This is a genomic window from Ancalomicrobiaceae bacterium S20, assembly GCA_040269895.1.
GTDB classification, from domain to species: Bacteria; Pseudomonadota; Alphaproteobacteria; order Rhizobiales; family Ancalomicrobiaceae; genus Methyloraptor; species Methyloraptor flagellatus.
This window is the reverse complement of the sequence record CP158568.1, coordinates 3,548,747-3,571,369: the sequence shown is the minus strand read 5'-3', so window position 1 is coordinate 3,571,369 and position 22,623 is coordinate 3,548,747. Positions and strand designations below refer to the sequence as shown.

The following is a 22,623-nucleotide window of genomic DNA, read 5'->3' as shown; positions in this document are numbered from 1 at the left end:
TCCGGCCTTGCCGGCGCAGATTCTCGCCGATCCGACCCGCCTCGGCCAGGTGCTGTCGAACCTGGTCGGCAACGCGCTGAAGTTCACCGAGACGGGCCATGTCCTGGTCCGTCTCGAACGGTTCTCGCCCCCGGTGAGGTGGTTGCGCAGTCGATCCGCATGTCGGTGCGCGACACCGGTATCGGCATCGCGGCCGACAAACTCGGGACGATCTTCGAGGCCTTCTCGCAGGCCGAGCAGTCGACGGTGCGCCGGTTCGGCGGCACCGGCCTCGGTCTGGCGATCTGTCGCCGCCTCGTGGCCGCGATGGGCGGATCGCTCGAGGTCGAGAGCACGGTCGGCGAAGGCTCGACCTTCCATTTCACGCTGCCCCTGCACACGCCGCCCGAAGCCGCGACGCATTGGCCGGCACTGCCCGCCCGCGCCGGCGCCAAGCCGCGCGCCGCGCTGGTGGTCGAGGGCGAGGCGACCCGCTTCACGCTGGGGCTCTACCTGGCACGGGCAGGCTTCTCGGTCGTGATCGCCGAGGCGGCGGGCGACGCGCCGATCCCGGCCGATACGCTGGTCGTGGTCGATGCCGCGGTGGCCGAGGTGGTGCGCAAGCGGCTCGGCGACAGCGCCAAGGCGGCCCTGTTCGCGCTCGCGCCCTTCGGCGACAGCTCGGCTGATGCGCTGGTCGGCGCCGGCACGGTGACGGGCGTGATCGCCCGGCCGACCGCGCGCGTGGAGGTCGAGGCGATGCTGGCGGCGGTCGCCAGCGGCGATCCGGCCGCCTTCTCCCGCGACCGCAACCATGCGCGCTCCGAGGACGAGGCGCTGCCCCGTTTCGCCGAGGTCAAGGTGCTCGCGGCCGACGACAGTCCGGTCAATCTCGAGGTGCTCAAGGAGGCGCTGTCGCAGTTCGGCCTGGTCGCCGACATGGTCGAGAACGGCCAGGAGGCGGTCGAGGCCGCCGCGCACGGCGACTACGACCTGATCCTCATGGACGGCAGCATGCCGGTCATGGACGGTTTCGACGCCGCGCGCCGGATCCGCGCCGACGAGGCCGAGACCGGCCGCAAGCGCACCGCGATCGTCGCCCTGACCGCCCATGTGGTCGGCGAGGCGGCGAACGCCTGGAGAGGCGCCGGCATGGACGGCTTCCTCGCCAAGCCCTTCACGATCCGCGATCTCGCCGCCTGCCTGCAGACGCATCTGGCCGACTTCATGACGGAAGCGACCGCCGATGCGTCCTCCCGATCCGAAGCGGAAGCCGAAGCACCGGCGGCCGAGGCGGCCCAGGCGCCCGCGGCGGCGGCCGCCTCCGACGACGGCGAACTGCCGGTTCTCGATCCGGTCACGTTGGCCGAGCTCGATCGCATGGCCGCGAGCGGTCGCGCCGACTTCGTCAGCCGCGTCTTCACGCTCTATGTCGAACACGCACCGAAGGCCCGCCACGAGCTGCAGCTCGCGGTCGAGGCCGGCGATGCCGAGCGCGTGAGCCGCGCCGCGCATGCGCTGAAATCGATGAGCTACAATATCGGCGCCAAGCGTGTGGCGGCCGGCGCCTCGGGCATCGAGGGCGCGGCCCGCGAGGGGCGCTTCCCGTCGCCGGACGAGATCGCCGCCCTCGGTCATGCCCTGTCGCTGACGCTCGGCGCCGCCCAGGCCCGCGTGACCGGCGTTCCGATGCCGGTTGCCGCGCCCGTCCCTGCTCCCGCCCCCGCGCCCGTTCAGACGAGCGCTCCCGCCGCCGCCGCCGAGCCGCCCCAGCCCGGTCGCCCCGCTGGCACGCGCGCTCGCCAGCTCACGGTCGCCAAGGCGCCGCCGCTGCTGACCGCGCGTCCCGACGTGTCGTTCGAAGGCCTGGACGAAGGCGCGCTGACCCTCGCCCGCGCGATCGCCGCCGGCCTCGCGGCCAACGAATTCAAGATGTACTACCAGCCGCAGTATGACCGGACCGGTCAGACCATGATCGGCGTCGAGGCGCTGATCCGCTGGCCGCGGCCGGGCATGGCGCCGATCTCGCCGGCGGTGTTCATCCCGCTCGCCGAGCGCACCGGCCTCATCCATCCGCTCAGCGACTGGATCTTCAAGACCACGATGCACGAAGGCAAGCGCTGGCCGCTGAAGCTCGCCGTCAATGCCTCGACGTTGCAGCTCGCGGTGCCCGGCTTCGCCGATCGGACCTTGGCAATGCTCGCCGAGGCCGAGTGCGATCCGCGCAAGTTCGAGGTCGAGATCACTGAGACCGCGATCCTGCGCCACGACGAGAACACGCTGAAGGCGATCCACGACCTGCGCGCCGCCGGGGTCCGCATCGGCCTCGACGATTTCGGCACCGGCTATTCGAGCCTCGCCTATCTGCGCAACTTCCCCGTCGATGAGATCAAGATCGATCGCAGCTTCGTCGCCTCGGTCGACTCGGCCGTCGATGCGGCGACCATCGTGCACGCGATCGTGTCGATCGGCCGTGCGCTCGGCATGAAAGTGGTCGCCGAGGGCGTGGAGACCGAGGAGCACCGCCGCTTCCTCGCCGCCGCCGGCGTGCACTCCCTTCAGGGCTTCCTGTTCTCGACCGCCGTCCCGGCCCACGAGATCGACGCCATGCTGCTGGCACAGCAGCGCCGCAGCGCGACAGCCGGCTGAGGACGCCCTATCTTCGCAAGACCAGGGAGCGCCGCCGTCGGCGGCGCGCGGGAGCGGCGAAGACCTATGGACTATGCCAGCATCGCCGCCGGGGCGGAGGCCGTCGGCCTCGTCGCCCGCGGCGGCTTCTCCGTTTCCGAGGCCGACGGTCTGCCGATGCTCGCCGATGGCCGTCCGGCCGCGACGCTGATCCTGCTCGGCACGGTCGGCGGTCGCGGCTTCGATCGGTTCCTGGTCGCGCCGGAAGCCTCGGACGGCAAGCCCGATCCGCTCGATCGCTGGTCGGCCCGCGTGATCGACGCGCTCGCGGCGGACCTCGGCGCGCGGGCGCTCTATCCGTTCGGCGGCCCGCCCTGGTGGCCGTTCCAGCGCTGGGCCGCGCGAGCCGAGCCGGTCGCGCCGTCGCCGCTCGGGCTTCTGATCCACCCGGATCATGGCCTTTGGCACAGCTGGCGCGGCGCGCTCGCCTTCGCCGAGACGATCGATGTGCCGGTGCGCGCCGATCGTCCCTCGCCCTGCTCGGGCTGCATCGATCGACCCTGTCTCCACGCCTGCCCGGTCGGGGCCTACCAGCCCGGCGGCTTCGATGTCGCCGCCTGCGCCCGCCACCTCGCCGTCCCGGCCGGCCGGGATTGCATGGAGGCGGGATGCCGCGCGCGCCGGGCCTGCCCGGTCCGCCCCGCACAAGAGCAGAGCCCCGAACAGATCCGCTTCCACATGCAGGCGTTCCGGGCCGTTCATCCCGCCTGACCAGCTCGCATGCAGCGCGCGCATCCGAATGACGGCATTTCGTGCAAGGTCGAGGCTTCCGTACGGCCGCCTGGGCCTCTACCTTCGGCGCCTCGCGAGATGCCAGCAGAAGGGAAGCGGTCGATGGGCGGACGGACGAGCGTGACGGATCGGGTCGAGGCGGCGCTGGCCGCGATCGAAGCCGCCGGTCCCGAGGCCCAGCGCACTTTCACCAAGCTCTACCCGGACGAAGCCCGTGCCGCCGCTGCGGCCGCCGATCAGCGCCGTGCCTTCGGCCATACGCTCGGACCGCTCGACGGCGTCATCGTCTCGATCAAGGATCTGCTCGACGTGCGCGGCGAGCCGACCGCCGCCGGCTCCATCATCAGCCGTGCCGCTCCGCCGGCCGCCGAGGACGCGCCGGTCGTGCAGCGGCTGCGCGCCGCCGGCGCGGTGATCATCGGGCGCACGACCATGTCGGAATACGCCTATTCCGGCCTCGGCCTCAATCCGCACACCGGCACGCCCGGCTGCGTCGCCGACCCCACCCGCGCCCCGGGCGGCTCCTCGTCGGGCGCCGGCGTCTCGGCCGGGCATGGCTGGGTCGATGTCGCGATCGGCTCCGATACTGGCGGCTCGATCCGCATTCCCTCGGCCTTCAACGGCCTGGTCGGCTACAAGCCGAGCCAGGGTCGCGTGCCGACCGAGGGCGCGTTTCCGCTCTCCTTCTCGCTCGACACCATCGGTCCGCTGACCCGTTCGGTGGCGCTGGCGCACGCGACCGATGCGGTGCTCGCCGGCCTCGCGCCGAGCCGGCTCGAGGCGCTGCCCGTGGCCGGGCTCCGGATCGGCGTGATGCGCGGCTTCCTGTTCGCCGAGCTCGACGACGTCGTCGGTCCCGCGATCGAAGCCGGCCTCGCGCGTCTCGCGGCGGCGGGAGCGCGTGTCGTCGATGTTGATCTCGAGGCGGTGACGACGCTGCCGGGGCAGATCCAGTCGAACGGCACGATCGCCGCCGCCGAGGCGGCCTATATCCACCGCGACACGCTTGACACGCGCGCGTCCGACTTCGATGCCCGCGTGCTCGCCCGCATCCGGCGCGGCACCGAAATCCCGGCCTCGGTCTACGTCGGCATGCAGCGCCGCCGCGAGGAGGCCAAGCGCCTCGCCGACGCCGCGGTGGCGGATTTCGATGCGGTCGTCGCCCCGACGGTGCCGATGGTGGCGCCGCCGATCGCGCCGCTCGAGGCCGACGTCGACCTGTTCAATCGCGTCAATCTGCTGGCGCTGCGCAATCCCTCGACCTTCAACTTCCTCGATCTGCCCGCGGCGTCGTTGCCGATCGAGCTCGGCCAGCCGTTGCCGGTCGGGCTCATGGTCGTCGGCCGGCGCGGCCGCGACGCCGACCTGTTCCGCGTCCTCGCGGCGCTCGAGCCGCTTCTGGCGCCGGCGCCGCGCACGAAGGTGGTCTGAACCTCTGGTGCGAGAGCGCGGCGCGGTGCACTTATTCTGTGCGTCAGGCGTGTCCGCGACATGGCGCATGACCGTACGTTAGGCTGTGCGGCCCGAATCGGATGTCCTGTCGCACCGCGGCGCGGCTGCGGTGGGGCGAAGCGGTCCGATCAGCCGGGGGCCGTTTCGCTGCGCGCTGCCGCCGTCCGCGCATGGCATGCCGTTTGCGTTAGTCCCGAGCCGAAAGCGAGAGGAAGACATGGCGCATCCCGAGGTACCGGCGCAGATCCCGCCCTCGATCCCGGCGCAGCTCGCGGCGGCCGGCGGTGCCTATTGGCTCCGTGGGGTCACGGTCGCGGCGGCCCTGGTCGAAGCCGGCGGCATCGCGGGGCCACTGGCGCCCGATCCGAACGGGCTCGTCCGGCTCGACATCCTGGTCGAAGCCGGCGTGATCCGGCGCATCACGCCGGCGGGCGCGGCCGTGGAGGACGGCTTGCCGACGGTCGACCTCGACGGCGGCATGGTCTGGCCCTGCTTCGTCGACCTGCACACGCATATCGACAAGGGCCATATCTGGCCGCGCAGGCCGAACCCGGACGGCACCTTCATGGGCGCGCTGCTGGCGGTCCGCGCCGATCGCGAGGCGAACTGGTCGGCGACGGACATCCGCCGCCGCATGGACTTCGCCCTGCGCTCGGCCTTCGCCCACGGCACCAAGGCGTTGCGCACCCATATCGACGCGCTGCCGCCGCAGCACCGGATCACCTTCCCGGTGTTCGAGGATCTGCGCGAGGCCTGGGCCGGGCGCATCGAGCTGCAGGCCTCCTCGCTGATCCCGATCGACATGGCGGCCGACGCGATCGCCTTCGAGGACGTAGCCGGCGAGGTCCGCCGCACCGGTTCGGTGCTCGGCGCCGTCACCTACATGGTGCCCGAACTCGAAGCCGGCCTCGATCGCATGTTCGGCCACGCGATCGAGCATGGGCTCGATCTCGATTTCCATGTCGACGAGACCGCCGATCCGACCGCGCGTTCGCTCCACGCCATCGCCGAGGCCGCGATCCGGCACGGCTTCGAAGGTCGGATCGTGGTCGGCCACTGCTGTTCGCTGGCGCGGCAGCCGGAGGAAGAGGCCGACCGGACGCTCGATCTGGTGGCCGAGGCCGGGATCGGCGTCGTCTCGCTGCCGATGTGCAACATGTACCTGCAGGATCGCCTCGCCGGCCGCACCCCGCGCTGGCGCGGCGTGACGCTGCTGCACGAGATGCGCGCCCGCGGCATTCCGGTCTCGGTCGCCTCCGACAACACCCGCGACCCGTTCTACGCCTATGGCGACCTCGACATGGTCGAAGTGTTCCGCGAGGCGGTGCGCATCGCCCATCTGGATCACCCGTTCGGCGACTGGCCGGAGGCGGTGACGGCGACGCCGGCCGCGATGATGCATTTGCACGCGTGCGGCCGCATCCGCGTCGGCGGCCCCGCCGACCTCGTGCTGTTCCGCGCGCGCACCTATTCGGAATTCCTGTCGCGGCCGCAGGCCGACCGCGTCGTCCTGCGCGCCGGTGCCGCGATCGACCGGACCCTGCCCGACTACCGGGAACTCGACGACCTCATGTGAATGCCGCGCCCGAACGGGGCCGGTTCAAGGGAGAGCCTGTGCAATGCCCGACGTCGAAGGTCTGAAGCGGTCGCTCGCCGGGATCAGGATCGAAGACAATCCCGCCATCGTGAAGCAGAAGAGCCGGGATTTCTTCTGGTATTCGCCGGTTCTGAAGCGGCAGCTCGAACATGTCACCGGCGATCTGGTCGTCAGCCCGACCTCCGAGGACGAGGTGGTCCGGGTGCTCGCCGAAGCCTATGCCCACGAGGTGCCGGTGACGGTGCGCGGCGCCGGCACCGGCAATTACGGCCAGGCAATGCCGCTCTCCGGCGGTCTGATCCTGAGCCTCGCCGAACTGCGCGGCGTCGGCGCGATCGGCAACGGCACCGTGACGGCCGATGCCGGCGCGATCATGTCGGAGATCGATCAGGTCACCATCGCCGACAGCCGGCAGGAACTCAGGCTGCATCCCTCGACCTATCGCAGCGCCACGATCGGCGGCTTCATCGCCGGCGGCTCGGGTGGCGTCGGCTCGATCCGCTGGGGCGGCCTGCGCGACCTCGGAAACATCGTCTCCGCGCGGGTCGTCACGCTGGAGAGTACCCCGCGCGTGCTCGATCTGACCGGCGACGACCTCGCCAAGGTCGCTCATGCCTACGGCACCAACGGCGTCATCACCCGCGTCGAGGTGCCGCTCGCGCCGGCCTACGACTGGGTCGACGTCCTACTCGGCTTCGACCGGTTCATGGACGCCGCGCGTTTCGCCAACGCGCTCGGCGCCGAGGACGGCATCCTGCTCAAGGAGCTCGGCGTGATCGCCGCGCCGGTGCCGCACGACTATTTCCTGCGCCATCAGCGCTACGTCCGCCGCGACCAGTCGATGGTCGTGATCATGGTCGCCCGGCAGGCGCTGTCGGCGCTGATGACGCTCGTCGGGCGCGACAGCCGGGCGAGCGTGCTGTTCCGATCCGATCGTGCCGGCGAGGACGAGCGGCGCGGCCTGCCGCCGGCCTACGAACTGGCCTGGAACCACACCACGTTGCGCGGGCTTCGCGTCGATCCGAGCATCACCTATCTGCAGACGCTCTATCCCTATCCGCATCAGCTCGAACGGCTGGAGAAGGTCACCGCCATCCTCGGCGACGAAGTGCCGGGTCACCTCGAATTCGTGCGTTTCGACGGGAACGTAACCTGCTTCGGCCTGCCGATCGTGCGCTACACCACCGAAGAGCGGCTGGAGGAGATCATCAGGATCCACGAGGACAACGGCTGTCCGGTGTTCAATCCACACCGCTATACGCTCGAGGAGGGCGGCATGAAGCAGTCGGACCCGGTCCAGCTCGCCTTCAAGCGCGAGGCCGATCCGAAGGGGTTGCTCAACCCCGGCAAGATGATCGCCTGGGAGGAGCCGGACTACGATTTCGGCGCCGACAAGGTCTATCTATTCCGTGGCCTTCAGGCTTTGGAGGCGTGATGACGCATTCCCATGATCTCGCCGAGATCGAGGCGACCGTCGCGCGGATGGAAGCCTCGCTGATCGCCCCCGGCGGCCCGGCCGCCGCCTATGCCGCGGCCTATGCGGCGCAGGCGCGCCGTTTCGATGCCGATCTCGCCGATCCGCGCGACCGGGCGCTCGCCCGCAGCGCGGCGCTGATGATGATCAAGGCGATCGTGATCCGCCCGGCCGCGGCCCCGGTCGTCGCGCCCGAAGATCCCGACGAGGAGGCGTAGCATGCGGGTGCTGGTGCTCTACTGCCATCCGGTCGAAACGAGCTTCAATGCCGCGGTGCACGCCACTGTGGTCTCGGCGCTGAAGCGTGCCGGCCACGAGGTCGACGATTGCGATCTCTATGCGGAAGGCTTCTCGCCCGTGCTGACCCGCGAGGAGCGCATCGGCTATCACGACGTGCCCGAGAACCGGGCGCCGGTCGCGGCTTACGTCGAGCGGGTGCTCCGTGCCGACGCGCTGGTGATCTGCTCGCCGGTCTGGAACTTCGGCTTCCCGGCCATGCTGAAGGGCTTCTTCGACCGCGTGTTCCTGCCGGGCGTTTCGTTCGAGATGGTCGACGGCAAGGTCGCGCCGAAGCTCGCCAACATCAAGAAGCTGACCGCGGTCATGACCTATGGCGGCAGCCGCCTGCGTGCGCTTCTGGTCGGCGATCCGCCGCGCAAGGTGGTCACCCGCGTGCTGCGCGCCGTCATCGCGCCGCTGGCGCCCGTCCGTCACACCGCGCTCTACGACCTGAACCGCGCGACCGACGCCGATCGCAAAGCTTTCCTGGCCAAGGTCGAGGCCGAGATGCTGCGGTTCTGACGTCGGCCCGAGACGTCGGATCAGGCCCGGAGCGCCCGGCCCTGCGCATCGAACAGGTGCGCATCGCTCGCCGAGGCGGTGAGCACCACCTGCGCGCCGGCCTCGACGCCGATATCGCCCTTGATCTCGGCGACAGCCGTCGCGCCGCTCGCGAGCCGCACATAGGCATAGCCGGTCTCGCCGAGACGTTCGATCAGATCGAGCGTGCCGTCGAGCCGGATCGCGCTTTCGGTTTGAGGGGCTGAACCGAGCTTCAGGTGCTCCGGCCGGATTCCGACCGAAACGGCGTCGCCCACGGCCACACCCGGCGCCGCCGCGAGCCGCAGCGACGCGCCCGCACCCGCTCCTCTGCCGATATCGATCATCACCCCGCCCGCATCGATCCCTGCGACGGTCCCGGGCAGGATGTTCATGGCGGGGGAACCGATGAACCCGGCGACGAACAAGTTTGCCGGCTTATAATAGAGATCGAGCGGCTTGCCGACCTGCTCGATGCGGCCCTTGTTCATGACCACGATCTTGTCGGCGAGCGTCATCGCCTCGACCTGGTCGTGGGTGACGTAGACGATGGTCGCCTTGAGGAGCTTGTGCAGCTTGGCGATCTCGATGCGGGTCGCGACCCGGAGTGCGGCGTCGAGGTTCGACAGCGGCTCGTCGAACAGGAACACCTCCGGATGGCGCACGATCGCCCTGCCGATCGCGACGCGCTGGCGCTGGCCGCCGGAGAGGTCGCGCGGCCGGCGCTTCAGGAGCGGCTTGAGCTGCAGGATGCGCGCGGCCTCGGCGACACGGGCCTCGATCTCGGCCTTGGGCGTGCCGGCGAACTTCAGGCCGAAGGCCATGTTGCCGTAGACGTCCATATGCGGATAGAGCGCGTAGGATTGGAACACCATGGCGATGCCGCGCTTGGCCGGCGGCAGGTCGTTGACCCGCCGTCCGCCGATGGTCAGCGCGCCGGACGAGATCGTCTCCAGCCCGGCGATCATCCTGAGCAGCGTCGACTTCCCGCACCCCGAGGGGCCGACCAGCACGACGAACTCGCCGTCGGCGATCGATAGGTCGATGTCCTTCAGGATCTCGGCCGATCCGTAGGACTTGTTGAGCTTGGCGATGTCGAGGCCGGCCATGGATCGCGTTCCGTCGGTCGCCGTCACTTCACCGCGCCGGCTGTGAGGCCGCGGATGAGCTGGCGGGAGAAGAGGATGTAGAGCGTGAGCACGGGCAGGATCGCCACCGACAGCGCGGCGAGAACCGCATTCCAGTCGGTGACGTATTGCCCGATGAACTGCTGGATGCCGAGCGTGATCGTCTGCGTGCCGTCGCTCGGCGCGAGCAGCAGCGGGAACCACAGGTCGTTCCAGATCGGAATCATCGTGAACACGGCGACGGTGGCGAGCGCCGGCCGGATCAGCGGCAGCACGATGTGGAAGAAGATCCGGATCTCGCCGAGCCCGTCGCAGCGCGCCGCCTCGCGCAGGTCGCGCGGGATCTGGGCGATGAACTCCGACAGGATGAAGATCGACAGCGGCAGCCCCTGCGCCGTGTAGACCAGCACGAGCGCGGTGCGCGTGTTGATCAGCCCCGACGCGACCATGATCTGCAGGATCGCGACGCTGCCGAGCCGGATCGGCAGCATGATGCCGATCGAGAGGTAGAGCTTGAGCGCCGTCGAGCCTCGGAACCGGTATTCGGTCAGGGCCCAGCCGGCCATGGCGCCGAGCAGCAGCACGAGGCCGATCGTGACGACGGTGACCGTGACGCTGTTCAGGAAGTAGAGCGGCACCGCACCGTCGGCGAGCACCTTGTCGTAGCCGATCAGCGAGAAGCTCTTGGCGTCCGGCAGCGCGAGCGGCGATCCGAAGATCGCGCGCCGCGCCTTGAACGAGTTCACGATGACCAGCACGATCGGAAACAGCGCCAGCGCCGTGTAGGCGATCAGCACCGCGTGGACGGCGGTTGCGGAGAGCGGCTTGCGGAGCGCGTTCGGCACCATCTCGCGCCCCTTTAGAAGCTGTGCCGCTGCAGCCGGCGCTGCACGACGAAGAGATAGACCATCAGGCCGGCGAGGATGACCAGGAACGTCATGGTCGCGACGGTCGCGCCCATGGCGGGATCGCCGACCTGGAGCTGGTTGCCGAAGAAGGTCCGGTAGAACAGCGTGCCCATGATGTCGGTCGAGAAGTTCGGCCCGGCGAGCGCGCCCTTGACCGCGTAGATCAGGTCGAACGCGTTGAAGTTGTTGACGAACGTCAGGACCGAGACGAGCCCGATCGTTGGCGCGACCAAGGGCAGCTTCACCCAGAGGAAGATCTGGAACTGGTTCAGCCCGTCGGCGGTCGCAGCGTCGGTCAGATCCTGCGGGATCGCCAGCAGCGCGGCATAGACCAGGATCATCGGGATGCCGACGAACTGCCAGACCGAGATCAGCGACAGCGTGACGAGCGCCGTGCCCTCCTGGCCGAGCCAGGGCTGGAACCAGCTCTTCAGCCCGAAGAAGGCGAGGAACCCCTCGCCGATGCCCCAGAGCGGCGACAGGATCAGCTGCCAGACGAAGCCGATGATCACGACCGACAGCATGGTCGGCATGAAGATCAGCGTCCGGTAGGCGGCGCGGCCGGTCAGCTTCGGCAGGCTGAGCAGCGCGGCGAGCGCGATGCCGATCGGGTTCTGCACCGCCATGTGGATGGCGAAGAAGATGATGTTGTTGCCGAGCGCGTTCCAGAACGGCCTGGACCAGCCGGGATCGCCGAGCAGCGTCGCGAAGTTGGCGAGGCCGACGAAGGCCGTCCCGTTCGGACCGGCATGGTAGAACGAATAGAGAATAGTCGAGATCAGCGGCCAGACCGAGAAGGCCGTGTAGATCACGACCGCCGGGCCGAGGAAGAAGGTGAGCAGCGCGAAAAAGCCGAGCCGGGACGTGCCGACCACGTCCGCCGCCCCCGCCTGTCTGTCCTCTGCCATGCCGCCCCCGTTTATTGCCTGCCGCCGTGGTTGCGGCAGTTGTGCTTGTTGGCGAACGGGCGGCCGTCGGGCCGCCCGTCCCATCATGGTGACGTCACTTCGCCGGCTTGTACCACTTGTCGAGACCGTCCTGGGCCTTCTTGGCGGCATCCTCCGGCGTGATCGTGCCGTTGATGACCTGTGCCGACAGGTTCCAGAGGTCGTTCTCGAGGTTCGGCGTGCCGCGCGACAGGATCTGGTAGGAGTTCCGGATCGTCGACTTGCACTCCGACCGCCACGACACGAAGGTCTGGGCGAGATCGTCCTTCAGCGTGACCTTGGCGTTGGACAGCGGATAAAAGCCCGGGATCTCGTTGGCGAAGATCTGGGCGAATTCGTCGGTCGTGGTCCAGGCCAGGAACGTCTTGGCCTCGTCCTTGTTCTTCGACGCGGCATTGATGCCCATGCCGATGTCGGTATGGTCGGAGATGTAGCAGGTCGACTGGCCCTTCGGCAGCGGCGGCTTGAAGGCGCCGATGTCGAAGTTCGCCTGCGCGCGGAAGGTCGCGATGTCCCAGGAGCCGGCCGGGTAGATCGCCGCCTTGCCGAGCGAGAACAGGTTCTGGCTGTCCGGATAGGGCTGCGCCTTGTAGCCGGCGCCCATGTAGGGCGCCCAGCGCGCCAGCGTCTTGAACACCGCGACATACTGCGGATCGGTGAACTTCTGCGTGCCGGCGATCAGCGCCTTGCGGCCTTCCTCGCCGTTCCAGTAGTTCGGGCCGATGTTCTGGAAGCCCATGGTCGCGGCTTCCCACTGGTCGTTCGTGCCCATGTCGAGCGGCGTGACCGAGCCGTCGGCCTTGATCTTGTCGAGCGCGGCGAAGAACTCGTCTTCGGTCTTCGGCTCGGAAAGGCCGAGCTTCTTGAACACGTCCTTGTTGTACATGAAGCCGTGGATGACCGAGGCCATCGGTACGCAGAAGGTGGTCTTGCCGTCGTCGGTGGTCCAGGCGGACTTGGCGACGTCGGAGAAGGCGTCGAGGCCCTTGACGTCGTTGACCGAAATCAGCTGGCCCTTGTTGAACAGCTCGAGCGAGGCGTCGAACGGCCGGCAGGTGATCAGGTCGCCGGCGGTGCCGCCCTGCAGCCGCGCGTTCAGCGTCGCGTTGTATTCCTTCGGCGGCGTCGAGGTGAACTCGATCTTGATGTCCGGATACTTCTTGTTGAAGGCCGGGATGATCTTGGTCTTCCAGATATCGGCGTCGTCGTTGCGCCAGCTCTCGATCTTGAGCGAACCGGCGTTCGCCGCGCCGGCAAACCCGGCGAGCATGGTCGCCGCCAGGAGAATGGTGATCCGCGACTGCGTCTTCATGTGGTTTCTCCTCTCCGGAACCGGGGCTGTTACCCTCGATCCTTGCATGACCCCGTCCTTGCGACCCGTCCTATCGATCGGCGATCGTCGCCAGCGCCCGGCGCAGGTTGCCCTCCGCGCCCGCGAGCACGCGGGCGGCCGTTTCCGCATCGGCGCCGGCGCAGATCAGCACCGCCGTCTTCACGTCGCCGCCGCTCGCCTCGATCGCGCGGGCGGCGGCCTCCTCGCGTGCGCCGGTGATCGTGCCGACGATCCGGCGCGCCCGCTCGCGGAGCTTGGCGTTGTCGGCCCGGACGCCCACCATCATGCCGCCGTGCACATGGCCGAGCCGGACCGCCACCAGGGTCGAGAGCAGCCCGAGCGCCGATTTCTGCGCCGTGCCGGCGGCCATGCGCGTCGAGCCGGCGACGACCTCCGGGCCGCTGTCGAGAAAGATCGGCCGGTCGGCGAGCGTGAGCAGGGGCGTATCGGCATTGTTGGCGATACCGATCAGCGCCGCCCCGGCCGCCTTGGTGGCTTCGGCGGCGGCGAGCGTGAAGGGCGTCGAGCCGCTGGCCGAAACCGCCACGACCACGTCGCGGTCGAGCGGTCCGAGCGTCGCGATTTCCTGCCGGGCCGAAGCGATATCGTCCTCCGCGGCACCGTCGATGTCGGTCAGCGCGGCGAGGCCGCCGGCGATCAGGAACACAATCCGATCGCGCGCGATCCCGAACGTGCCGGGCAGTTCCGAACCGTCCTGCACCGCGACCCCGGCCGACGATCCGGCGCCGACATAGATGAGCCGGCCGCCGCCGGCGAGGCGATCGGTCATCAGCCCGGCCGCTGCCGCGATCGCGGGGATTGCCGCGCGGGCCGCCGCGACCGCGCGCTCCTGCCCCTCCGCGAGGGCCGCGAGCACGGTCTCGTCGTCCTGGACGTCGAGATCGGCGTAGCGAACCGAAATCGCTTCAGTGATCGCTGCAGTCGTGCTCACGAGGCGCGCCCGTATCGGAGGAAAGTGAGCGTCACAATACCGAAATAGAACCAGTTGTCCAGCGCCGCTGTTAACGATTGAAATGCCGAAATCCGCGGCATTTGGTTTGTTCGAAGGCAAGAGCTTAAAATGTCAAACAGATTGAGCCCGTGCCGTAGCGGCCGGCCGGCACAACGGTAAATCCGCTCGGATCGCTTCCCATTCGGTATTAATTTGGTATCATGCCGTCAAACGGGTGAGCCAGGCGTGATGGACGATCTCTTCCTCGGTGTGGATGGTGGCGGCACACGCTGCCGGGCGCGGCTGCGCGATCGTGCCGGACGCCGGCTCGGCGAGGCCGAGGGCGGGCTCGCCAATATCTATCAGGACTTCGATCGGGCGCTTGACAGCATCGCCACGACCGCCGCGGCGGCGATCGCGGCGGCGGGTCTTCCGCCCGAGGCGATCGGCCGGTGCCGCGCGGGCCTCGGCCTCGCGGGCGTCACCGATGCATTCCGGGCCCGGGCCGTGGTCGAGGCGGGCTGCCCTTCGCCTCCGTCGTGGTCGACAGCGACGCCGCCATCGCCTGCATCGGCGCGCATGGCGGCCGTGACGGCGGCATCGTCATCGCCGGCACCGGATCGGCCGCCTTCGCCTTGAGGGACGGGCGCCGGCACGCGATCGGCGGTCGCGGCTTCGCGCTCGGCGACGACGGCTCGGGCGCCGTGATCGGCCGCGCCGCGCTGCATCACGCCGTGCTGGTCGGCGATCGGCTCGCGCCGACGTCATCCCTCGCCGAACGGCTGCTCGCCCGTTTCGACGACCTGCCCGCGATCGTCGAATGGTCGCGCACCGCGCTGAGCCGCGACTACGGCGCCTTCGCCCCGGCCGTATTCGAGGCCGCGCGCGAGGGCGATGCGGTCGCCGGCCGGATCCTCGACGAGGCGGCCGCCGCGCTGTCGGCGATGGCCGAGAACCTGCTCGGCTTCGGCGTCGATCGTATCGCGTTGATCGGTAGCGTCGCGGCGGAACTCGCCGGTCGCCTGTCTCCGACCACCCGCGCGGCGCTCGCGGCGCCGATCTCCGATCCGCTCGATGGTGCGATCCGCATGGCCGGCGGTCCCGTTGAAGGTTTCGCCGTGACCGGCCCGATCGGAGGGCTCGCGTCATGACCGTCGCGTCTGCCCAGGCCGTCGCGGCCGCTGTCGGTGTGCCGGGCGACGTCTTCGACAAGGCCCGATTCGAGGCCGAGACCGCGACGCCGCTTTACCTGAGATTGCGCAAGATCGTGCGCGATGCGGTCCGTGCCGGCCGTCTCGGCGAGACCGAGGCCCTGCCGAGCGAGCGCGACCTCGCCGAGCGGCTCGGCGTGTCGCGCGTCACGGTGCGCAAGGCCATCGAAGGACTGGTGAAGGAAGGGGTGCTGGTGCAGCGGGCCGGCTCCGGCACCTATGTCGCGCCGCGCCGCTCGCGCATCGAGCAGCCGCTGTCGCACCTGACCAGCTTCACGCAGGACATGGCCTCGCGCGGCCTCGCTGCCGATCAGATCTGGCTCGACCGCTCGGTCGGCATGCCGTCGCCCGAGGAGGCGATGGTGCTCGGCCTTTCGCCGGGCGATGCGGTCGCGCGGTTCCATCGCTTGCGCCGCGCCGGCGGCGAGCCGCTGGCGATCGAACTCGCCGTCGTGCCGCTGCGCTATTTGCCGGACCCGACCGAGGTCGAGACCTCGCTCTATGCGGTGCTCGGCCGGCACGGGCACCGACCCGTGCGTGCGCTGCAGCGGCTGCAGGCGACCGCACTGATGCCCGAAGACGCCCAGCGCCTCGGGCTCGCCGCCGGCAGCCCGGCGCTGTTCATCCAGCGCGTCTCGTACCTGCCGGACGGCCGGGTGGTCGAGTTCGTGCGCTCCCACTATCGCGGCGACGCCTATGACTTCGTCGCCGAACTGACGGTCGCTCCGGCCGAACAGGAAACGCCATGACAGCAGTCGAGCAAGGCGCCGGATCGAACCCGGGGACGGCGCACGAAACCGCCATGGCACGCGAGACGGCCGAAGCGCCGGCCGCCGTCGCGCGCCAGTTCGAGCGCAACGCCGTCGCGCTGAGGGATCTCGGCGCGCGCTTGCGCGCGGCGCCGCCGCCGGTGGTCGTCACCTGCGCGCGGCAGCTCCGATCATGCGGCCTGGTATCTGAAGTACCTCGTCGAGATCGTGCTCGGCGTGCCGTGCTGCTCGATGGGCGCTTCGGTGGCGTCGATCTACGACGCGCCTCTGAAACTGCGCGGCGCGCTGTTCGTGACCGTCAGCCAGTCCGGGCGCAGTCCCGATATCCTGGCGCTTCAGGCGGCCGCGAAGGCGGCGGGCGCCTTCACGGTCGCCTTCGTCAACGACGAGACCTCACCGGCGGCCGCCGAGGCCGACCTCTGCCTGCCGCTCTGCGCCGGCCCGGAGCGGAGCGTCGCCGCCACGAAGTCCTTCATCGCGAGCCTCGCCGCGCGGCGCGGCTGGTCGCGGAATGGGCCGAGGACGAGGCGCTGCTGCGCGGCCTCGAGAACCTCTCCTGTGCGCTCGCCAAGGCGCCGGATGCGACCGCCGGCCCCTGGGCGGCGGCGGTCGAGACGCTGGCGAATGCCGGATCGCTCTATGTCCTCGGGCGCGGCCCGTCGCTGCCGATCGCGGCCGAGGCGGCGCTGAAGCTCAAGGAGACCTCGGCGCTGCACGCCGAGGCCTTTTCCGCGGCCGAGGTCATGCACGGGCCGTTCGAGCTGGTCGGCGAGGGCTTCCCGGTGCTGTGCTTTTCGCCCCGCGATGCATCGCGGCCGGGCATGCTCGACACGCTCGCGCGGCTGCGCACCACGGGGGCGCCCGTGCTCGCGGTCGAAGCGGGACCGGGTGCGCCGGGCCGGCTGCCGTTCGCCGATCCGGGTCACAAGTTCCTGGAGCCGATCACGATGATCCAGTCGTTCTATCATTGCGTCGAGCGGGTCGCGCGCCTGCGCGGCCGCGATCCGGATCGGCCGCAGCGGCTGCGCAAGGTGACGGAGACGATCTGATGGTGTTCGCCCTCAGCGGTGCGCGCGTGCTGGTCGACGGGGCTCTGCTCGACGGTCTGGCCGTCGTGGTCGATGGCGAGCGGATCGCGTCGGCCGTCCCTGTCGAGCATGTACCGGCGAACACCGAGCGTGTCCCGCTCGCCGGCGGCATCCTGGTCCCCGGCTTCATCGATCTTCAGGTCAACGGCGGCGGCGGCGTGCTCCTGAACGAGGATCCGACGCCGGAAGCCGTCGCCGCCATCGCCGCCGCCCATCGCGGTTACGGCACCACCGGCCTGCTGCCGACCGTGATCACCGATCGGCCCGACGTGACCTGGGCCGCGGTCGAGGCGGTGCGCCGGGCCCGCGCCGCCGGCGCCCGCGAGGTGCTGGGCATCCATGTCGAAGGGCCGTTCCTCGACCCCGCACGGCGCGGCGCGCATCCGGCCGATCGGATCAGGCCGATCGGCGCCGACGACATGGCGCGTCTCGCCGCCGCCGCGCGTGGCCCGGAGAGCTGCGGCACGGTGCTGGTGACGCTGTCGCCGGCCCACGTGCCACCCGAGACCATCGCGACGATGGTCGCGGCGGGCGTCGTCGTGAGCCTCGGCCATTCCGATGCGAGCGCCGAACAGGCGCTCGCGGCGCTCGCCGCCGGCGCATCGGGCTTCACCCATCTCTTCAATGCAATGAGCCAGCTCGGCCACCGCGCCCCCGGCATGGTCGGCGCCGCGCTCGCCACGCCCGGCGCCTACTGCGGCCTGATTGCTGACGGCTTCCATGTCGATCCGCTCGCGCTGAAGGTTGCCATCGCCGCAAAGCCGGCCGGTCGGGTCGTCCTGGTCAGCGACGCGATGCCGCCCGCTGCCGGCGGGCCGGACCATTTCGCCTTGCAGGGCCGCGAGGTCAGGCGTGTCGGCGAGCGGCTCGAACTCGCCGACGGTACGCTCGCCGGCTCCAACATCACCATGGCCGACGCCGTCCGTTTCCTGGTCGAGCGCCTCGGCGTCGACCGCGCGACCGCGCTCGGCATGGCGACGGCGAACCCGGCCGCCTGGATCGGCCGCGGCGAGGAGATCGGCCGCATCGCGCCGGGCCTGCGCGCCGACCTCGTCCATCTCTGCGAGGACCTGCGGGTCCGCGCGACCTGGGTCGCGGGCGAGCGGCGCGCGGCGGCGGAAGCGTGACAGACGAGGGGAGGGCGCTGCGATGACGAGACCCATTCGTGTCCTGGTCGTCGGCACCGGCAACATGGGCCTGAGCCATGCGCGCGCCTATGTCCGGGTCGAGGGCTTCGAGCTCGTCGGCCTCTGCAGCCGCGGCATCGACGGCCGGCCGGAAATCGCGGCCGAATTCCCCGGCGTTCCGACCTTCGGCGACTACGCCACCGCACTCGCCAGCCTGCGCCCCGACGCGGTCTGCATCGCGACCTGGCCGGACACCCACGCCGCCTATGCCGAAATGGCCTTTGCCGCCGGCGCCCATGTCTTCGTCGAGAAGCCGATCGCCGAGACGGTCGCGGAGGCCGAACGGATTGCCGCGCTCGCGCAGGCGGCGGGCCGAGCGCTGGTCGTCGGCTACATCCTGCGCGTCCATCCGTCCTGGACGCGTTTCGTCGAGATCGGCCGCACGCTCGGCAAGCCGCTGGTCATGCGCATGAACCTGAACCAGCAGTCGGCCGGCGCCAACTGGGCGGTGCATCGCCAGCTGATGAATTCGCTGTCGCCGATCGTCGACTGCGGCGTCCACTATGTCGACGTCATGTGCCAGGTGACCGGCGCCAAGCCGGTTCGCGTCCACGCGATCGGCGCCCGGCTGACCGACGAGATCCGCGACGGCATGTACAACTACGGCCACCTGCATGTCGCTTTCGACGACGGCTCGGTCGGCTGGTACGAGGCCGGCTGGGGCCCGATGATGAGCGAGGTCGCCTTCTTCGTGAAGGACATGGTCGGCCCGAAGGGCGCGGTGTCGATCGTGGCCTTCGATCAGGGCGAAGCGACCGAGGCGGGCGCGGCGGCGACCGCCTCCGCCGATATCGACGCCCATACCAAGACCAGCGCCATCCGTCTCCATCACGCCGCGCTCGGTCCCGACGGCCGGTTCCTGAAGGCCGACGAAATCCTGCGCATGGACGACGAGCCCGGCCATCAGGAGCTCTGCGACCGCGAACAGATGCTGTTCCGCGATGCGATCGGCTTGGGCGCCGACACGAGCCGCCATGTGCGCGAGGCGATCGACAGCCTGCGCATCGTGCTCGCCGCCGACGAGAGTGTGCGGACCGGCGAGGTGGTACGGCTCTGAGCGACGGAGCCGCGCCCCCTTTCGCCCCGCCTCTTCGCCCCCCTTCGATGCCGCCGACGTCCCGGCCGGCGCGCATGTCCCTGTCGCATGGCAGCCGCGAGCCGATGTGGGCCGGCGTCGCCATTGACAGCGCTCCGCCCGCGCCGCGACAGTCATCATGGCGCGCATCGTCGGTTTTCGCGAGGCGCATTCCCGCTCGCGAACCCGAAAGACCGCCGTGACCGCCGTTCCGGACGAGACCCCTGTCGCCCCCGCGATCGATCGCAAGGGCCTCGCCGCGCTGCTGGTCGGCACGGGCATCATCGCCTGGTCGGTCGTGTTCGTCCGCTTCGCCGACGTCGGGCCGATGTCGAGCGCGGCCTGGCGATTGATCTTCGCGCTGCCGGTCCTGTGGGTCTGGACCGGCCATCTCGCCGCCAAGCGCCGCAACGAGGCCGGCCCGGCCGCGCCTGCTCCGCGCGTGCCGCTCACGCCGTCGATGCTGATCTTCATCGCGCTCGGCGGCCTCGCCTTCGCGCTCGATGTCGCGGCGTTTCATCTGGCGCTCAGGGCGACCGACGTCGCCAATGCCTCGTTCATCGCCAACATCGCGCCGATCCTGGTCGTGATCGGCGGGGCGGTCTTCTATGCCGAGCATCCGCCGGCCAAGATCTGGGGCGCCTTCGGTCTCGCGCTGTTCGGCAGCTGGATCATGGCCGGCCTCCTGGCGCCGACCAGGCTCGGCGCCGGCGACCTGTTCGCGGTCGGCGCCGCGATCTTCTACGCGAGCTACCTTCTGATCATGAAGCGCGTGCGCGGCGCCTTCGATGGCCCGTCGGCGACGCTCTGGACCGGCGTCGTCTCGGGCGTGGCGCTGGTGATCATGGCGCTCGCCGCCGGTGAGACCTTCGTGCCGCAGTCGGTGAAGGGTTGGGCCGCCGTGATCGCGCTCGGCGTGTTGTCGCATGCCGGGGGGCAGGGCCTGACCTCGGTCGCGGTCGGCCGCGTGCCGGTCGGCATCGTCGCGCTGGTGCTGCTCGCCTGGGCGCCGGCCTCGACCTTCATCGGCTGGGCCGTGCTCGGCGAGACCATGAGCCTGCAACAGGCGATCGGCGCGGCCGTGATCATGGCCGCGCTCGTCATCGCCCGCCCGAAGTAGGCGGCGCTGGCAACCGAACTGCCGGCCCTCAGACCGGCAGTCCCTCCATCTGCGCGACCGCGGTCATCACGCCGCGGATCTCGGCGAGCCCCTTGAGCCGGCCGATGGTCGAATAGCCGGGGAACGAGCCCTTGCCGACGTCGTCGAGCAGCTCGTGGCCGTGGTCCGGGCGGAACGGCAGCCGCCAGCGCGGATCGCCGGCGTCCTTCCGGCGCTTCTGCTCGCCGAGCAGCACGCGCACCAGCGCCACCATGTCGGTGTCGCCGCCGAGGTGATCGGCCTCCATGAACGAGCCGTCCGGCTCCTTGGCGACATTGCGCAGGTGCACGAAGTGAATGCGGTCGGCGAATTCGCGCGCGATCGCCGGCACGTCGTTCGCCGGGCCCGCGCCGAGCGAGCCCGAGCACAGCGTCAGGCCGTTGGCGACCGACGGCACCGCCCGCATCAGAAATCGGATGTCCTCGGCGGTCGAGACGATGCGCGGCAGGCCCATGAGCGGCCGCGGCGGGTCGTCCGGATGCACGGCCATGCGGATGCCGAGCTCTTCCGCCGTCGGGATGATCTCCTTCAGGAACCGGACGAAATTCTCGCGCAGGCGGTCGACCGAGATGTCGTCGTAGCGCGCGAGGATCTTGCGCAGGCCCGGAATGTCGTAGCGGTCGAAGGCGCCGGGCAGGCCGGCCATGATGCTCGACAGGAGCACGTCCTTCTCGGCCTCCGACGCGCCGTCGAACCATGCCCTGGCGCGCGCGACCAGTGCCGGCCCGTGCTCGGCCTCGGCCCCCGGCCGTTCGAGCATGAAACAGTCGAAGGCCGCGAACTCATGCGCGTTGAAGCGCAGCGCGCTGCCGCCGCCGGGCAGGCGATGGCGCAGCTCGGTGCGCGTCCAGTCGAGTACCGGCATGAAATTGTAGCAGATCGTCTTGATGCCGGAGGCCGCGAGGTTGCGCATCGACTGACGGTAGTTGTCGAAGATCTCGGTCAGGTCGCCCTCGCCGATCTTGACCCGCTCGTGGATCGGCAGGCTCTCGACCACGTTCCAGTGAAGCCCGAGCGAGGCATCGGCGGCGATCTCGGCCTTGCGCTTCTCGATCTCCTCGACGCTCCAAATGACACCGTAGGGAATGTGATGCAGCGCGGTGACGACGCCGCGCGCGCCGGCCTGACGGATTGCGTGGAGCGGCACGACGTCGCCGGGTCCGAACCAGCGCCAGCTCTGTTCCATGGAAGGGATCTCCTCGAGCTTTCTGAATGGGTCTTGTTGGGGGCTCGGCTCAGAAGCCGACGTGCGCCGGGCGTGTCGGGTCGCCGGTTACGATCAGGTCGGGGCGGGCGGTCGCGAGCGAGGGCAGGACGGCGAGCACCTGGGACAGGTGCCGCCGCATGGCCGCCTCGGCCGCGTCCGGATCGCGCGCCTCGATGGCGTCGAGGATGTCCTCGTGCTGCTCGATGATCGGGGAATGGCGCGGCGCCTCGGGCAGCGACAGGAAACGCACGCGATCGAGCTGCGCCTTCTCGCGCTCGATCGCCGCCCACAGACCCGCGATGCCGCTTGCCTCCGCGAGCAGGCGGTGGAACGATCCGTCGGCGGCGATGAAGCCGCGCGCGTCGTCCGCGAGGCGCCGCTGCTCGACGATCAGCGCTCGCGCCCGGTTGAGCAGCGCCGTCGAGGCCCCGATCTCCGCCGCCCTCCGCGCCGCTGCCGCCTCGATCGCCTCGCGCACGAACCGGGCGCGCGCCACCGCCGTGAGCGAGATGCGGCTGACGAAGCTGCCGCGCTGCGGCCGGACGTCGATGAACCCTTCCTCGCCGAGCCGGATCAGCGCCTCGCGCACCGGCGCGCGGCTGGTGCCGTAATGGTCGGCGAGTTCGTTTTCCGACAGGCGCGAACCCGGCATGAGGTCGAGCACGATGATCCGCCGGCGCAGGTCGCCGTGGATCGTGCGGACACTCGGAGGATGATCGTGCTCGGGTCGATGCATGCCGGCGAGCTTAGTCATATGCAGACTAGTCGACAAGTTGAGCCTGCAATGCGCGGATGGCGGATGGTGGCATGCGAGCGGGAGGGATGGCAGGCGGCCACCACTCGGCGCCGATCGGGCCCGGCGCGGCAGCCAGCGTCGCAACGCGGACAGTGCCGGCCAGGGAGCCACCTAGTCTCGGG

General features: G+C 70.1%; 22 protein-coding genes. 15 read left to right on the top strand and 7 right to left on the bottom strand.

Annotation, left to right across the window (positions count from 1 at the left end; all coding sequences use genetic code 11):
* The first annotated feature begins 159 nt into the window (after positions 1-159).
* The 7 genes from ABS361_16210 to ABS361_16180 all read left to right on the top strand — a co-directional run bounded on the left by ABS361_16210 (position 160) and on the right by ABS361_16180 (position 8,723).
* Positions 160-2,628, top strand: a complete 2,469-nt coding sequence (locus tag ABS361_16210; protein XBY43611.1) for an EAL domain-containing protein — start codon at positions 160-162, stop codon at positions 2,626-2,628.
* A gap of 66 nt (positions 2,629-2,694) precedes the next feature.
* Positions 2,695-3,378 (top strand): ferredoxin, encoded by a 684-nt coding sequence (locus tag ABS361_16205; GenBank protein XBY43610.1) that lies wholly within the window; start codon positions 2,695-2,697, stop codon positions 3,376-3,378.
* A 99-nt stretch (positions 3,379-3,477) separates the two neighbouring features.
* Entirely contained in the window at positions 3,478-4,830 is a 1,353-nt protein-coding gene (locus tag ABS361_16200) for an amidase (protein XBY43609.1), read from the top strand.
* A gap of 238 nt (positions 4,831-5,068) precedes the next feature.
* Positions 5,069-6,427, top strand: a complete 1,359-nt coding sequence (locus ABS361_16195) for a cytosine deaminase (GenBank protein ID XBY43608.1) — start codon at positions 5,069-5,071, stop codon at positions 6,425-6,427.
* 43 nt (positions 6,428-6,470) lie between these two features.
* Positions 6,471-7,883, top strand: coding sequence for an FAD-binding oxidoreductase (locus ABS361_16190; protein ID XBY43607.1), 1,413 nt, complete (start codon positions 6,471-6,473; stop codon positions 7,881-7,883).
* The gene (locus ABS361_16185; GenBank protein ID XBY43606.1) at positions 7,883-8,140 is read left to right on the top strand and encodes a hypothetical protein; all 258 of its coding nucleotides are present in this window, start codon (positions 7,883-7,885) and stop codon (positions 8,138-8,140) included. Before ABS361_16190 ends, ABS361_16185 begins: the two co-directional genes overlap by 1 nt.
* A 1-nt stretch (position 8,141) precedes the next feature.
* A complete protein-coding gene (locus ABS361_16180) occupies positions 8,142-8,723 on the top strand; it encodes an NAD(P)H-dependent oxidoreductase (GenBank protein XBY43605.1) in 582 nt (193 codons plus the stop codon).
* A 20-nt stretch (positions 8,724-8,743) separates the two neighbouring features.
* Here the strand turns inward: ABS361_16180 and ugpC are convergent, their stop codons facing one another.
* The 5 genes from ugpC to ABS361_16155 all read right to left on the bottom strand — a co-directional run bounded on the left by ugpC (position 8,744) and on the right by ABS361_16155 (position 14,128).
* Positions 8,744-9,850: a sn-glycerol-3-phosphate ABC transporter ATP-binding protein UgpC gene (ugpC, locus tag ABS361_16175; GenBank protein ID XBY43604.1), complete on the bottom strand. Its 1,107-nt coding sequence runs from the start codon at positions 9,848-9,850 to the stop codon at positions 8,744-8,746.
* A gap of 23 nt (positions 9,851-9,873) precedes the next feature.
* The gene (locus ABS361_16170) at positions 9,874-10,716 is read right to left on the bottom strand and encodes a carbohydrate ABC transporter permease (protein XBY43603.1); all 843 of its coding nucleotides are present in this window, start codon (positions 10,714-10,716) and stop codon (positions 9,874-9,876) included.
* 11 nt (positions 10,717-10,727) lie between these two features.
* Positions 10,728-11,684 (bottom strand): sugar ABC transporter permease, encoded by a 957-nt coding sequence (locus ABS361_16165; protein ID XBY43602.1) that lies wholly within the window; start codon positions 11,682-11,684, stop codon positions 10,728-10,730.
* A 94-nt stretch (positions 11,685-11,778) separates the two neighbouring features.
* Positions 11,779-13,035: an ABC transporter substrate-binding protein gene (locus ABS361_16160; GenBank protein ID XBY43601.1), complete on the bottom strand. Its 1,257-nt coding sequence runs from the start codon at positions 13,033-13,035 to the stop codon at positions 11,779-11,781.
* Positions 13,036-13,105: 70 nt separating this feature from the next.
* Positions 13,106-14,128, bottom strand: a complete 1,023-nt coding sequence (locus ABS361_16155; protein ID XBY43600.1) for an N-acetylmuramic acid 6-phosphate etherase — start codon at positions 14,126-14,128, stop codon at positions 13,106-13,108.
* A gap of 129 nt (positions 14,129-14,257) precedes the next feature.
* On the opposite strand from ABS361_16155, the gene ABS361_16150 reads away from it, so the two are divergent.
* The 8 genes from ABS361_16150 (at position 14,258) to ABS361_16115 (ending at position 20,459) form a co-directional block, all read left to right on the top strand.
* Positions 14,258-14,647, top strand: a complete 390-nt coding sequence (locus tag ABS361_16150) for a BadF/BadG/BcrA/BcrD ATPase family protein (GenBank protein XBY43599.1) — start codon at positions 14,258-14,260, stop codon at positions 14,645-14,647.
* Positions 14,548-15,159: a BadF/BadG/BcrA/BcrD ATPase family protein gene (locus tag ABS361_16145; protein XBY43598.1), complete on the top strand. Its 612-nt coding sequence runs from the start codon at positions 14,548-14,550 to the stop codon at positions 15,157-15,159. The genes ABS361_16150 and ABS361_16145 overlap by 100 nt, the downstream gene beginning before the upstream one ends.
* Entirely contained in the window at positions 15,156-15,968 is an 813-nt protein-coding gene (locus tag ABS361_16140) for a GntR family transcriptional regulator (protein XBY43597.1), read from the top strand. Before ABS361_16145 ends, ABS361_16140 begins: the two co-directional genes overlap by 4 nt.
* Positions 15,969-16,196: 228 nt before the next feature.
* Entirely contained in the window at positions 16,197-16,679 is a 483-nt protein-coding gene (locus ABS361_16135; protein XBY46916.1) for an SIS domain-containing protein, read from the top strand.
* Positions 16,607-17,038 carry an SIS domain-containing protein gene (locus ABS361_16130; GenBank protein XBY46915.1) on the top strand — a complete coding sequence of 144 codons (432 nt, stop codon included), beginning with the start codon at positions 16,607-16,609 and terminating at the stop codon, positions 17,036-17,038. Before ABS361_16135 ends, ABS361_16130 begins: the two co-directional genes overlap by 73 nt.
* On the top strand, positions 17,038-18,204 hold the full coding sequence (gene nagA, locus ABS361_16125; protein ID XBY43596.1) for an N-acetylglucosamine-6-phosphate deacetylase: 1,167 nt from the start codon (positions 17,038-17,040) through the stop codon (positions 18,202-18,204). The genes ABS361_16130 and nagA overlap by 1 nt, the downstream gene beginning before the upstream one ends.
* A gap of 22 nt (positions 18,205-18,226) precedes the next feature.
* A complete protein-coding gene (locus ABS361_16120; protein ID XBY43595.1) occupies positions 18,227-19,321 on the top strand; it encodes a Gfo/Idh/MocA family oxidoreductase in 1,095 nt (364 codons plus the stop codon).
* A gap of 217 nt (positions 19,322-19,538) precedes the next feature.
* Positions 19,539-20,459 (top strand): DMT family transporter, encoded by a 921-nt coding sequence (locus ABS361_16115; protein XBY43594.1) that lies wholly within the window; start codon positions 19,539-19,541, stop codon positions 20,457-20,459.
* 28 nt (positions 20,460-20,487) lie between these two features.
* On the opposite strand, the gene uxuA is transcribed toward ABS361_16115, so the two are convergent.
* Positions 20,488-21,684 carry a mannonate dehydratase gene (gene uxuA / locus ABS361_16110; protein ID XBY43593.1) on the bottom strand — a complete coding sequence of 399 codons (1,197 nt, stop codon included), beginning with the start codon at positions 21,682-21,684 and terminating at the stop codon, positions 20,488-20,490.
* 49 nt (positions 21,685-21,733) lie between these two features.
* Positions 21,734-22,612, bottom strand: coding sequence for a GntR family transcriptional regulator (locus ABS361_16105; GenBank protein ID XBY43592.1), 879 nt, complete (start codon positions 22,610-22,612; stop codon positions 21,734-21,736).
* Between the last annotated feature and the right edge of the window lie 11 nt (positions 22,613-22,623).